At 50.2% G+C, this 13,400-nt stretch carries 13 protein-coding genes; 2 read left to right on the top strand and 11 right to left on the bottom strand.

Annotated features, from left to right (window positions below; all coding sequences use genetic code 11):
* The 3 genes from AC0LWF_RS12865 to AC0LWF_RS12855 all read right to left on the bottom strand — a co-directional run bounded on the left by AC0LWF_RS12865 (position 1) and on the right by AC0LWF_RS12855 (position 3,564).
* On the bottom strand, positions 1 to 1,974 hold the full coding sequence (locus AC0LWF_RS12865; protein WP_474651930.1) for a cbb3-type cytochrome c oxidase subunit I: 1,974 nt from the start codon (positions 1,972 to 1,974) through the stop codon (positions 1 to 3).
* 21 nt (positions 1,975 to 1,995) lie between these two features.
* Positions 1,996 to 3,003, bottom strand: coding sequence for a ubiquinol oxidase subunit II (locus AC0LWF_RS12860; protein ID WP_474651929.1), 1,008 nt, complete (start codon positions 3,001 to 3,003; stop codon positions 1,996 to 1,998).
* 258 nt (positions 3,004 to 3,261) lie between these two features.
* On the bottom strand, positions 3,262 to 3,564 hold the full coding sequence (locus AC0LWF_RS12855; RefSeq protein ID WP_474651928.1) for a hypothetical protein: 303 nt from the start codon (positions 3,562 to 3,564) through the stop codon (positions 3,262 to 3,264).
* A gap of 234 nt (positions 3,565 to 3,798) precedes the next feature.
* Here AC0LWF_RS12855 and AC0LWF_RS12850 point away from each other — a divergent pair, with 234 nt between their 5' ends.
* On the top strand, positions 3,799 to 4,443 hold the full coding sequence (locus AC0LWF_RS12850; RefSeq protein WP_474651927.1) for a YjgB family protein: 645 nt from the start codon (positions 3,799 to 3,801) through the stop codon (positions 4,441 to 4,443).
* A 66-nt stretch (positions 4,444 to 4,509) separates the two neighbouring features.
* Here the strand turns inward: AC0LWF_RS12850 and glgP are convergent, their stop codons facing one another.
* The gene (gene glgP / locus AC0LWF_RS12845; protein WP_474651926.1) at positions 4,510 to 6,693 is read right to left on the bottom strand and encodes an alpha-glucan family phosphorylase; all 2,184 of its coding nucleotides are present in this window, start codon (positions 6,691 to 6,693) and stop codon (positions 4,510 to 4,512) included.
* 90 nt (positions 6,694 to 6,783) lie between these two features.
* Between glgP and AC0LWF_RS12840 the strand changes: the two genes are divergently transcribed.
* The gene (locus AC0LWF_RS12840; protein WP_474651925.1) at positions 6,784 to 7,014 is read left to right on the top strand and encodes a hypothetical protein; all 231 of its coding nucleotides are present in this window, start codon (positions 6,784 to 6,786) and stop codon (positions 7,012 to 7,014) included.
* Between the two features lie 119 nt (positions 7,015 to 7,133).
* Here AC0LWF_RS12840 and AC0LWF_RS12835 read toward each other — a convergent pair whose 3' ends face one another.
* The 7 genes from AC0LWF_RS12835 to AC0LWF_RS12800 all read right to left on the bottom strand — a co-directional run bounded on the left by AC0LWF_RS12835 (position 7,134) and on the right by AC0LWF_RS12800 (position 13,396).
* Positions 7,134 to 7,361 carry a hypothetical protein gene (locus AC0LWF_RS12835; RefSeq protein WP_474651924.1) on the bottom strand — a complete coding sequence of 76 codons (228 nt, stop codon included), beginning with the start codon at positions 7,359 to 7,361 and terminating at the stop codon, positions 7,134 to 7,136.
* A 265-nt stretch (positions 7,362 to 7,626) separates the two neighbouring features.
* Positions 7,627 to 8,400: an SDR family NAD(P)-dependent oxidoreductase gene (locus AC0LWF_RS12825; RefSeq protein WP_474651923.1), complete on the bottom strand. Its 774-nt coding sequence runs from the start codon at positions 8,398 to 8,400 to the stop codon at positions 7,627 to 7,629.
* A gap of 5 nt (positions 8,401 to 8,405) precedes the next feature.
* The gene (locus AC0LWF_RS12820) at positions 8,406 to 9,320 is read right to left on the bottom strand and encodes a sugar phosphate isomerase/epimerase family protein (RefSeq protein WP_474651922.1); all 915 of its coding nucleotides are present in this window, start codon (positions 9,318 to 9,320) and stop codon (positions 8,406 to 8,408) included.
* On the bottom strand, positions 9,307 to 9,990 hold the full coding sequence (locus tag AC0LWF_RS12815; RefSeq protein WP_474651921.1) for an orotidine 5'-phosphate decarboxylase / HUMPS family protein: 684 nt from the start codon (positions 9,988 to 9,990) through the stop codon (positions 9,307 to 9,309). Before AC0LWF_RS12815 ends, AC0LWF_RS12820 begins: the two co-directional genes overlap by 14 nt.
* Before the next feature lie 27 nt (positions 9,991 to 10,017).
* The gene (locus AC0LWF_RS12810) at positions 10,018 to 11,058 is read right to left on the bottom strand and encodes a zinc-binding dehydrogenase (RefSeq protein WP_474651920.1); all 1,041 of its coding nucleotides are present in this window, start codon (positions 11,056 to 11,058) and stop codon (positions 10,018 to 10,020) included.
* Positions 11,059 to 11,091: 33 nt separating this feature from the next.
* Complete coding sequence (locus AC0LWF_RS12805) at positions 11,092 to 11,439, bottom strand: VOC family protein (RefSeq protein ID WP_474652241.1); 348 nt, start codon at positions 11,437 to 11,439, stop codon at positions 11,092 to 11,094.
* A 115-nt stretch (positions 11,440 to 11,554) separates the two neighbouring features.
* Positions 11,555 to 13,396 carry a glycoside hydrolase family protein gene (locus AC0LWF_RS12800; RefSeq protein WP_474651919.1) on the bottom strand — a complete coding sequence of 614 codons (1,842 nt, stop codon included), beginning with the start codon at positions 13,394 to 13,396 and terminating at the stop codon, positions 11,555 to 11,557.
* Positions 13,397 to 13,400: the final 4 nt, after the last annotated feature.

The following is a 13,400-nucleotide window of genomic DNA, read 5'->3' as shown; positions in this document are numbered from 1 at the left end:
TTAAATCGCCCTCCCTGCTGCTACTTCGGTCTCGATAACTTCTTCGACCGGAACATAATAATCGGTATCATATTGGAACGAACGAACCAGCAGCGTTACGCCAACGCCTACCATTCCTAAAATCGCCATCCACAGCCAGTCGAACACGAATCCGAAGCCCGCAACGAACCAGCAAGCGGAGAAGATAAACGGAACACCGGAGTTTTTCGGCATATGGATCGCTTCCAGCTGTGCGACTGGAACTGGCGGAGCCGATTCAAAATTACGGCGCTCCTTCTCTTCCCAGAACGAGTCTTGCTCATCTGCATAAGGAACAACTGCGAAGTTGTACATCGGCGGAGGCGACGGAATCGACCACTCCAGCGTGCGACCATTCCACGGATCGCCTGTGGTATCGCGCTCGCCATATTTGACGCTATATAGGATTTGCCATACTTGAAACACAAAGCCAATGCCCATCAAGAATGCACCGATCGTCGACACGAGGTTGAGCGGTCCCCAGCCCAAATCCCAGCCGTATGTGTATACTCGGCGTGTCATGCCCATGAATCCAAGTGCATATTGAGGCATGAAGCAGACATAGAAGCCGATATTCCATAGCCAGAACGCCCATTTACCAAGCCGCTCATTAAGCTTGAAGCCGAACAGCTTCGGCCACCAGTAATAGATGCCCGCGAGATATCCGAACACGACGCCGCCAATCAGCACCTGATGGAAGTGCGCGATTAAGAAGTAACTGTTGTGATATTGGTAATCCGCAGGCGCTACCGCGAGCATGACGCCTGTTGCCCCACCGACCACAAAGCAAGGTATGAACGCAAGCGTCCACAGCATCGGCTGCTCGAGCCTAATCCGGCCTCGGAACATCGTGAACAGCCAGTTGAACACCTTGGCCCCGGTTGGAATACCAATTGCCATGGTCGCTATTGCGAAGAAGACGTTGACGTCCGCTCCAGCGCCCATCGTGAAGAAGTGATGCACCCATGTGAAGAACGACAGAATGCTAATACTCATAAGTGCGAACACCATCGATTTATAACCGAAAATCCGTTTACGCGAGAACGTTGCTACGATTTCGGAGAAGATTCCGAACGCCGGCAATACGACGATGTAGACTTCCGGATGTCCCCACATCCAAATTAAGTTGACGTACATCATCGGATTGCCTCCACCATCCATTGTGAACAGATGGCCGCCGAGGAAGCGGTCGATGAATAATAATGCCAGCGTAACCGTTAGAATCGGGAAAGCAAAGATAATGATGATGCTGCTGGAGAGCACCGACCAGGAGAACATCGGCATCTTCATCAGCTTCATGCCTGGCGCACGCATTTTTAGAATCGTAACGATAAAGTTGATCCCCGTTGCAAGTGAACCAATGCCCGAGATTTGAATGCCCCAGATGTAAAAGTTCTGCCCGACTCCCGGACTATGCGACATCTCCGATAGCGGAGGATAGCTCAGCCAGCCCGCGTCCGGCGAACCGCCGATAACGAAGCTGATGTTGAACAGCATCGCGCCGAAGAAGAAGAGCCAGAAGCTGACGGCGTTCAAGTACGGGTACGCGACATCGCGCGCTCCGATCTGCAGCGGGACAACCATGTTAAACAAGCCGAACATCATTGGCATCGCCATGAACAGAATCATAATTGTGCCATGTGTAGTAAATACTTCGTTGTAATGCTCCGCTTGTAGAAAATGCACGTTCGGCATCGCGAGCTGAGCCCGCATAAGCAGCGCATCAACCCCGCCGCGGAACAGCATAAGCAGCGATGCGATAAGATACATCATTCCGATTTTTTTGTGATCGACGGTCGTTAACCATTCCCGCCAAAGCCAGCCCCACTTCTTAAAGTAGAAGAGTACGAAGAGAATCGCGACGGTAGTTAGTCCGATAGAGACGTCTGCACCATAAATTAGAGGATCGCCTGTCACAAAAAAAGAGGAAGCGAATGATTTGATACTTGCATACATAGCTTGTGCTCCTCCCTCATCCTACTGATGATTGTGATTCATTTCACTTGAATTCGAATTATTCATATCCATGCCGCTCATATCGTCCATATCGTGAGCTTCATTGGAATCGGACTTCGCCTTGTCGTCTGATTCGGCAGGATCTGTTGTGTCTTCATCTTTGTTCATATCCATATGGTGACCACCGTTCTTCATCACGACGGAATCAAACAGATCTGATGGATACGAGGAGAATGATTGCTCTTCGGATTGACCTGGCTTAGCTAGCGCCTCATAGCCGGCTTTCGTCAGCTCGTTGTTCGAGCCCTTGACGTTCTCAACCCATTTGTTGAAGTCTGCTTGCGACTCCGAGACAACGTTAAATCTCATATGTGCAAAATCTTTACCCGTAAAGTTAGCGCCTGTTCCGTAATACGTGCCTGGACGGTCAGCCTGCAGCCATAATGACATCGCCATACCTGGCATTGTGTATTCCTGTCCGCCGAGCTGCGGAATCCAGAACGAGTTCATTGGTGCATCGCTTGTCAATTCGAAGTCGACTTGTACGCCTGCCGGAATATGCACGTAGTTGACCGTCGCGATGTTCTGGTCTGGATACTGGAACAACCACTTCCAGTCAAGTGATGTAACTTGGATCTTGATCGGTTTGACATCCGTTACTGGCGGCTTCTTCGCAAGACCGTAAGTATCGCGAGCCGTGTAGGCGCCGAGGATGCCGATAATGACAATCGGGATGCCCCACCAAAGCATTTCAAGCACTTTGCTGTCGTCCCAATGCGGCTTGTATGGAGCCGTATTTCCTGGCTTGTCGCGATATCGGATGACGATAAACGCTGTTATCGCGAGCACAGGGATCACGACGATCGCGCAAAGGATTGCGGACAGAATGATCAGCCGATACTGCGTTTCAGCGACAGGACCTTGCGGATCAAACACAACAAATTTGCCTTCACATCCGGACAAAAGGATGACGCTTAGTAGTCCGGTAATCAGCAGCAGCAAGCCGCGGAGTTTGGATCTTTTCTTCATATGCTACTCATCTCCTTGCACGCTCGAGGCGTGCTTTCATGGCCCTTTGTCGCTAGCATATCAGAGTCTTGTGCAATTGTTACCGTCGTTAACAAAACCGTCAATCTTCTGTTTCTTTTCAGACACTTTGTGTTCAACAGTCGTTCAAGATTAGGACATTAAAGGGCTTTCATACTCAAATTCAGGAAATACAAAAAAGCCCTTCCACTTCCTGGGGAAGTGAAAGAGCTGATTAAGATTGTGTATGACTGTCAAAGATTAAACGCGTTCTGCCTGCTGTTCGGCGTGAAGCTTCTGCCGTTCCTTAGCGAAGCTCGGCTGCAAAGCATGGAACAACGAGCCGAGAAGCAGCACTTGAATGCCTCCGATAATGAAGCCGAAGCCAATCATAAGGCCTAGATTCGTATCTTTGAAGTCGTGAGCAAAGCAAGCGCTAAGGATGATGCCAAGCAGCATCAAGCCGAAACCGATGCGAGGCATCAGCGATGTCCAGTAGTTTATTTTCTGTGCTTGCGACGGAACTTGAATGTCAGCACCTGCTGCTTTCGTGTTCTTGTTCATTATGAAACACTCCCGATGACGTATTGTATACGTTTACTATATCACAAATTTGTCACCGGGTGTTCACTTTTTGTTCATTTTTTTCGAAATAGATGCTTATCCCTCATTCACTTTCTCCATGTAATAGTCTGGTATCTTCTGGACGATACTATTGCCTGTAACCTTGTCGCCCTTATTCTCGTTTAGAGGATGTAGCATCGAAACTTATATACGATGGAGATGGAGATGGACCGAATGAAGAAGAACCAATCTGTGAAAATACTCGTGGCCGCCGTGCTGCTGACAAGCACAATGCTGCTTACTGCATGTTCGGGCGATACTACGACTAACAATACGGGTTCAGCCAATTCCAATAATGCCACTTCCCCTGCAGATTCGGCGAATACAAACACGAACTCGAATTCGGCGCCTGACAATGCAACTTCGCCATCCAATGAGCAAAGCCAATCGACTAAGGACCTCAAGGCGATTCTAACGCTCGCGAAGGATGGGAAAATCAAAGGGATTCCGTTTAAGGCAGATACAGGGCTTATCGAGGATGTTGAGAAAGATTGGGGCAAATCCGACAAGACGGATTTCGCAGGCAAAGGCATGTATGCTACTTATGCGAAGAAGCACGCGGTGATCGGCTTCAATAAAGGGAGCCAGATCTTTGATGTCCGTTCCGATGCACCTGAATTGCAGTCGTTGACGCTTCAACAAATCGAAGCAGCACTTGGCAAGGCGAAGAATGTCACCAAGAATGGCAGCGACACGATCTACGCATATGAAGCCAACAAAACCTTCGAGCTGCGCTTCATTATCTCGAAGCATACAGGTAAGGTTGACCATATCTCCGTATATGCACCTGCGGATGCGGTCAACAATATGGCAGGCTAAACAAACAAAAGGAGATTTCCTCGTCTATCTTGGCGGGATATCTCCTTTATTGCTAGAAGACGCTTTTCACTGGAAACCCCACGCAGCCAGCTCCAATTCGAAGTCGTTCTCGAAGTCCGGGCTGATCGGCGTGACCCGCACGTTCACGTTCGCCTTCCAGAAGTTGATCGAAGTGTCGAAAGTGGCGCCTTCGTAGACGAATGTCCCTTTTGCCGATTGCTGTACCGGCTCCAGCTTCACTTTCCATATGCCTTCGCGGCCATCCGAGCCGACCGCCTCCACGCGGACGTCTTTATGCCATATCGGACCGAGCCTAATTTCAGTTCGAAAGGTCGTCTTGTGCAGCCCAATTCTGCCGCTATGGTTGTCTGTCACAATATCTACTTTGCCGACGCGGACGAATGTCCAGTTATTGCGAATGAATTGCTTGTATGCTGCGACTCTTGACGCGACCTCGAAGTGATCCGATGCGAACCTCTTCCCTCTTGCCATGGCAGGAACATACACCTTGTGCCAGTAATCGTTGATCATTCTGTGCGTATTGAAAGCCGGCGCAAGTGTGCAAATCGATTCCTTCATCAAGCTGACCCATTCTATGGGGAGCGACTGTTCATCCTGATTGTAGTAGAGCGGTATGATCTCTTCCTCAAGCAGCCGATAAAGCGCTTCGCTATCCTGCTTCACCTGACTATCGTAGTCGCGGTCTATCTCACCATCGATAGCCCATCCATTCCGCCCGTTATAGCCTTCTGCCCACCATCCGTCCAGCACGCTGCAGTTGAGTACGCCGTTAACCGCAGCCTTTTGCCCACTGGTACCGCTAGCTTCCATTGGCTTTGTTGGCGTGTTGAGCCAGACATCGACGCCTTGGACAAGCTTCTTCGCCTTATCCATCGCATAGTTCTCCACAATATGAACGCGGCCCTTAAACCTGTCTTCTCGAGACAATTCTACAATTTGGCGAATCATATTCTGTCCGGGTGCGTCTGCGGGATGTGCTTTTCCAGCGAAAATAAGGCATACCGGACGCGCAGGATCGCCTAAAATACGCGCAAGCCGCTGCGGATCACTGAAGATAAGGAGCGCCCGTTTATAAGTCGCGAACCGTCTGGCAAAACCAATGACGAGCGGACCTCTGCTAGCCAAGCTAAGTGGTAGTCCAAGCTCCTCGAACATGTCTGATTTTGCCTTCAGATGCGCCTGCCACAGCTCTATGCTTGGAATATCTCGAACAGCAGACCAGATCTTCGGATCCGTTGTGCGAGAGGTCCAGTCCGAAGGGAGATGCCGGTCGAACAGCTCCTTCATTCCAGCAGCCAGCCATGTTTCAATATGAATGCCATTCGTAACGGAATCTACCGGAATGTCTTGCGTCGGAATATGCGGCATCCAGTGGTGGAACAGCTCCCTTGTCACCTCGCCATGCAGCTTGCTCACCCCGTTCACCTTCGAAGAGGCGCTGACAGCAAGCCGTGTCATATTGAATGCACCGTCCATGCGACCAAGCGACAGTATCTTCTCTCTGTCTGCCCCGAGCTGCCAGTAGTATTCGCCGAAGTAACGGTCCATCATCTCAATGGAGAACACGTCATGACCAGCAGGCACCGGAGTGTGCGTCGTGAAGACAGTGCTTGCTTTGACCGTTTCAAGTGCTGTCTCGAAAGACACACCTTGTGCAGACAACACCCGAATTCGCTCGAGCGTCAGAAACGCGCAGTGCCCCTCGTTCATATGCCAAACTTCCGGCTGGATGCCGAGAGCCGCAAGAAGGCGTGTACCGCCGATGCCGAGTAGAATCTCCTGGCTGATGCGCACATCTTGATTGCCCGGGTATAACGTATCCGTCAAGCGGCGGTCTGCTTCGCTATTGGATTCAACATCTGTATGAAGCAAATACACGGTGACTGAGCCCACTTGGACAGCCCATGCGTTTGCATACACTTTTCTGCCTTTTAACGGTACCTCGATAACGAGCGGTTGATTATTATCGTCCCTTACGAGCTGAACCGGATAAACACTTGCGTCTAGATTGACCTCGGGGTATAGATGCTGCTGCCAGCCCCCCTCGTCGATTCGCTGCTGGAAATATCCTTTGCCATAAAATATACCTACGCCCGTGAGCGGAATATTCTTATCTGCTGCTGCCTTGATATGGTCGCCCGCCAATATGCCAAGGCCGCCCGAGTAAATCGGTAATGATTCATCGAGTCCAAACTCTGCCGAGAAATACGCGATACTTGCGTTTTTCATGATGTCACCTCTTTTAGCAAGATGCACTTCGTCATGTAAGCGCCTAACTGGCGCCCCTTTACTATATGCCGCTTGGTGGTGCGAGTGCCCATGGAGATCGAAAACGAAAGAAAGCAGCTGTCCGATTGGACAACTGCCTTCTTGGATCGAACTATTGATCTATGCTCATTGCTCAAGTTATCTAAAGCAACCGCAGATGACAATGACAAGCAGAATGAAAAGCACCAGAATCGAACCGGAGCTAGTAAACGCACCACCAACGTGACCACCGTTAAAACCGTTCAATGTATTGCACCTCCTGAAGAATTAGAGTCTGTTTAGAATATGTCCGAGGTGCATGAATGGATTGGGTACTTGGCAGGGGTGCAATTGCTCGGGTATAGATGCCTACTACGATGGCCATACAAAAAGCCCGCGATTCCCGCGGGCTTGAGAGCAAGTTATAACGTTGGAATTAAGCTATAAGCGAGGCCTTGCCAACTGCTGTCGCCGATTTCGAATAATTGGCGATTGCTTCGGGCAATCCTCCCGAAGAGCTGCAGCGCAGCAAGATCATCCAGCTCAGCTACAGCCATGCCGAGATGCTCATAGAGCAGTTCATCTAGAAGTGCACGAGCTGTCTCGCTGCACCAGAAAGCGGCATTCAAGGGGATTGAGATTAATTCCACCCAGGAACGCCGTCTCCGCTGCATTGTCTGCGTCAATGATCCATCTCTTCTGATGCTGATAATAGCCCGGCTTGGCTCGATCCCAGCGAATACGAATGGTCGAAGCAGAGCCCTCTGTCCGCTGCCCGATTCAGGACATCAAGCAGGCTCTCCGTCAATGAGCGGCTATATTCTATTGCCAGAGCGGACCGGATTTGACGCTATAGGAACGAAAGGAATGGTATTAGAATTATGACATTCTGCCGTGTTAGGCTTCGAAGCCATGTTATCGCAACCGATGTCCACCGGTAATCGCCAGCTCCGTACCCGTCACAGAAGCGGACTCTTCGCTTAGCAGGAAGACCGCGCCGTATGCAATATCCTCTTCCGTTTGAAGCCGCCCAAGAGGAACGGTTGCTTCCCCCATGGAAGCCAATTGTTCAGCGCTAATTCCCATCTTCTGATGCAGCTCGATTTCGCCATCTGAAGCAACCCAGCCTACCGTGATCCAATTCGAGCGAATACGCTGCGCTGCGAAATTCGAAGCGATATGCTTGCTTAGCGTCAGCATCGCGCCTTTGGAGCAAGAATAAGCGGCAAGATCCATCTGACCCATATAGGCATTGGTAGAGCCAATATGAACGATTGATCCACCCCCTGTCTCCTGCATCGAGGCGACCGCGTAGCTAGAACAATAGAAAGATCCTTTGATGTTCACATCAAACACTGTATCGAACAATTCTTCAGACGTATTAAGCAGATTCCCACGCGGGAAGATAGCTGCGTTGTTCACGAGACCGTCTATACGACCAAATCGCTCTACAGCTTTATCAATCAGCTGCTGACAATCCTCCGTCTTGCTCACATCGGTCCGTACGAATAATCCGGCTGAGCCATGCAATTGTTCGATGTCCCGGATAACCGCCGCACCTTCTTGTTCACTCCGGCCGGCAACGACGACGTTCGCGCCTTCGCTTGCACATTTGAGCGCAATGCCTCTACCGATTCCTTTCGTCGCTCCTGTTACGATGATTGTTTTACCACTTAGACGTTGTCCCATTCGCTTCACTCCTTCGCAGCCCACTCCGCCAATTTCGATTTCAGAAAAACGCCAGATTGCTGCATTTCATCCAATCCATTAACCCCATCTTCAATGGAAATCCATCTGTTGAAACCGATTTCATCTAAATTTGCGAAGATCGCGTCATAATCGTTAAGCCCTTGGCCAATGACGCCGTGCGCCAGCGCCGCGGAATATCCCTGAAGCGTATATTCTCGCAGATCGTTCAGCGTATAGCCCGGCTTCAAATATCTGTCGCTTGCATGCATCGTAAGGATGCGATGCTTCACTTTCTCCATCACATCAAGAGGATCCTCCCCCGCGAGCAGCGCGTTCGACGGATCAAAGTTGACGCCAAACCAAGGAGACGAAATTTCACTAATTATAGCTAAGAACAGCTCGGATGATTGCGCAAACTCTGGATACACCCAGTAGCCATCTTTATAATGATTCTCCATGACGAGATGAACCCGCTTCGCTTCCGCATAAGGCAGCAGCTGACGGATGCAATCAACGGTCCATCTGATGCCATCTTCCCGGTCAAGGTCCGGCCGATTCTGCCCCGAGAGAACGCGAACGCTGCGGAACTCGTCCGGTCCGATCAGCGCCATCAGGTCGATCATCTGTTTCATCTTCTCGATTTCTTGCTCTCTTTGCTCCGCATCAGGAGTTGTGAAATCAGGCGATGAGCACATCATCGGAATTGCAAGGTTATGGGCATCAGCGGCAGCCTTCACTTGAAGCAGATAGTCTTCATCGCTTTCTTTGAGAAAAGTCGGATATAGCTCGAGACCGTCTACACCGAGCGATGCGGCCATCTCGATCCAATCGAATATCGTAATCGTACCGTCCGTCAATTCATCCATAAGCCCTTTCGGGAAAACGGCGACTCTCGCATCTCTTAGACTAGATGTTGGCACTGTTCTTCACCCTCGCTACAAGCGTCTCAAGTACCTGCTTCAGTTCCCCGCGATCTGTGCTCGGACGAAACTCTTTGTGATCAATGACGAGCGGTGCGCCAACGACGACAAGCGGGGCACCGAGCTTCGGCATCTCCGCGGCTTGATCAATGGAAAGTCCGCCAACGGCTTGAACGGGTATGTTCACCGCAGCCACCACGGCAGCCAAGTGATCGTAAGGGCTCCGGGCAGGGTCCTCCCCACGTTCATCGAAAGAAGTGTGAACGAGGATGTAATCGACGCCATTCTGCTCTAGAAACTGTGCGCAAGCGACCGGATCTGGAGCAGCCATGATATCGCCCATCACTTTGATGCCATAATCCCTTGCCGCACGAACGACAGCCCGAATAGTTGCCGGATGAGCAACACCCATGACGACGACATGGGTCGCGCCGGCCTTCGCCATCATTTCCGCTTCCAGGTAACCGCCGTCCATCGTCTTGAGATCCGCGATGATCGGATGGTTCGGGAACGCTTTGCGGAGCGCAACTACAGCATGAAGCCCTTCACCAAGCAACAGCGGCGTACCAGCTTCAATCCAATCAATTCCTGCTTCAACGGCGATTTCAGCCATTTCCAGCGCTTCTTCTATGGTCGTTAAATCTAATGAAATTTGCACGATCGGTTCCATTCGAGCATCATCTCCCCCATTTAACTATTAAGCTTCTGGCAAAATAATCGATTTCGCATGCTGTAATCCGTCCATTTCATCGAAGGCCTGTTTCCAATTGCTAATGCCGTAGCATTTTGCCATCGGAAGTGGATCAATCAAGCCAGCGCCCATCAACGTCAATACTTTCTCCCACATCGGATAATTATGACTGAAAGAGCCTTGTAGCTTGGCCGCTTTCTGGATCAGTGGATCGAGCGAGAAACCTACAGGCGCTGGACCCCAACCAATCTTCGTAATTTGTCCGCCAGGACGAATAGCATCTACACTTTGGCGGAGTGAAGCGCTTACACCTACAGCATCCAAAATCACATCAGGACCAAAGCCATCGCCATAAGCTAGCAGTTCTTCGACAACGTTCTGCTTCTCGGCAACGATGACGCAATCCGCACCAAACTGCTTGGCAACTTCCATGCGCCTCGCGTCTTTCTCCGTTCCGATGACGGTCAGTCTCGCTGGGCTGAACAGCTTGGCAATTTGCACGCACAACAATCCGATTGGACCAGGTCCGAATACAGCGACGTAATCGCCAGGACGAATTTGCGAATGATGAGCGACGGCATTGTAGGCGACGCAAGAAGGCTCTGTTAGTGCTGCTTTCTCGAAGCTGACGTTATCCGGGATAAGATGAACGATTGCTTCTCTCGTTCTCACATATTCCGCCATCGCTCCGTTCTCCAGAACGCCAAACCCTCTACGTGTCGGGCAAAGGTTATATTGACCTGTACGGCAATAAATGCAAGTTTCGCATACATAAGAAGGTGTTTCGCTTACTACACGATCACCGATCTTAAACTGCTTCACTTCCGCTCCAACAGCGGCCACGACTCCTGAGAATTCATGCCCAAGCGTTACCGGACGATTCACTGGAAATCCTTGAATATCATGATACATATGCAGATCGCTGCCGCATACACCTGCTGCTTTTACTTGAATAAGCACTTCTCTAGGTCCGAGTTCCGAAGGAATCGGCACATCGCGAACTTCCACGCTTCCACTTCCAGACGAATAATTGACTACAGCTTTCATTGGCGATCTCCTTTTTGTTAGAGAATGAGTCTCTCAACCTTGCGGATAGTCCCCCCATAATTCAATGGCGTTACCATCTGGGTCGTAGAACTTAAAAGACAAGCCTTGATAGTCAGTCAGCTTTCCTACCTGAATTCCTTTGTCCTTGAAGTGCTGGTACAACGATTCGACATCATCAGCCACAGTAAATCCGTAAGAGGCTTGCACGCCATTCGAATATTTCATATGCGAAGTAACGTTGCCGTCTTCATTCGGAAGTAGAAATATCCGAATCCCTGATGCGCTTCTCAGCTCCAAACAAATCGGATCTTCGACCGCTAATGTAAAACCGAGATGTTCCGCGTACCATTCTGAAGCTGCCTGAAGATTCGATACAGGTATGTACTGATAACTAGATTGTAACCGCAGTGAATACGCCCCCTTTTAGCGCAAATTGATTTGTCTCCAAAGGTAAACTTCCACATCGCTTATGTTGAATCCTCCCGATTGTTGGAAGTTATAACTTTTTCACGGAAATTCGTTCAAATTGTGCAGCTCCGAACTGGACAAAGAAACGAAGATTTCGGTTCCCATTAGACGTCCGTGTAATAAGGGTGCGGTTTCCGCCGACGCACAGGTCAATCCAGCCATCCTTCACAATTGCTTCAATGGCGATTTTCTCGGTTAACCCTTCTACTTGATAAATGGAAGAATCTTCGTTAGCTTGAAGTGAGCGCGCATGGATCTTGTGAATGCCGGCTTTCCGAGCGGTTGGTTCAAACCGGACATCATATCCGTGTCCTTGCTCGAAGTTCGCTGAATCCGCTACGGAGAAACCGAAATACATGTTCGGATAGTTCGCGGTGACCTCGAACGAGACGATATAATCTCCGTCGAACGAACCGATCGTCCTCGCATCGAAGCCGCTCATGGCGTCAAGCGAGATGTCCTCGTATGTCATCATGGCAAGCTTCGTCTCTTCACGCAGCTCAGGCACGAAACCAAGCCCCAAGGAACCGTCAGTCTGTTGAATGACTTCGCGGAATACGAGCTCGCCCCCATATCGGTTTGGCGATGAGAGGAATCCTGCTGCAATACGTCTTCCACCATGGAATGGTGCTGTCTTCGGCACACGCCATTGCACACAATCCAAAGTGTCCATCGCCGGACGGAGCCAAGGACCTTCCGGATTACGTGAATACCGATAACGAGCAAGGCCGTCATTACTGAAGATCAGATAGTACCAGCCATTCCATTCGAAGAAATCTGCGCATTCCGGCTCGTCATGATAACCTGGCACGATGAATGGCTCAAGCTCCTCCCAATCCGTAAGATTATCGGATACGAGATGTGCGAGGCAGCCTTGATGTTTAATCGGATGAACGAGACTCGTCGTCACGAGCATATGGTATTTGCCTTGTTTATCTTGATACACATGAGGATCGCGAACGGAAGATAGCAGATAGCGGTCCGAAATTCGGATGCTTGTATTCGTCTTGTCGAAATGAATGCCGTCGCGGCTCTCCGCCCACGTTAGCTGTGCTGGAGAACCGTCGGTTGCTCTGACCGCGTAGAACGCATAATAAATACCGTCCTTCACAAACACCGAGCCTGTACAAATAGAGCCTTCGGCTTCATCTGTAATTCCGACTGCGATGGGATGATGCTCCCACGCTCGCAAATCTTTAGTCGAAACTTGTGCCCACTGATGTGCGCCTAGGCTCCATTTGCTGGCATGACCTCTCCGGTCAAACAAGTAATAAACGCGGAAGTTTTCACCGTCGAAGAAGGGCATGCAATCACCGACGCTAGTGTTGAAGCCTTTGGGCCGCCAATATTGTAGTGCTGCCGGTTCTTCCCCCAGAATGAGCGATTCGAGCTCTGGTGTCGCTTGTGATACAGGCTCGATGGCATCATTCCATATGCGAAGCTGCTCCGCATCGTTAAATAACTTAATCGTCGCATCATGAAGGTCAATCGCCCCCATTGGCCAGTCTTCATCAACGAGAACTCCGTCTACGAATAATCGAACCGAATAGCCCAAGTTTTGCAAGTGAACGGAATGCTTCGTCGAGCTGCCGAGTCGATCCCATGGAGCGGATAATACTAACGGAGTTTCTCTCGCATCCGTGTACATCTCGGCGATCAACGAAAGCGCTTTAATTTCATTTGAAGTTCCATTATAGAATCGAATCCGCACGCCGGATTCTGCTGAAGTGATTGCAGCAAGCTCTCCCTCTGATTGGCTGTCAATTTCAATGCTGACCGCTAACGCTTGAACCTTACCCCAATCCAGCTTAACAGGTTCGCCGCCGCGCTCGGCTGTAACTGCAGCTTCTATTGATGCATACTTATTCATATAA

Source organism: Paenibacillus sp. sgz302114 (assembly GCF_056120345.1).
This window is presented reverse-complemented; position numbering and strand designations above follow the sequence as displayed.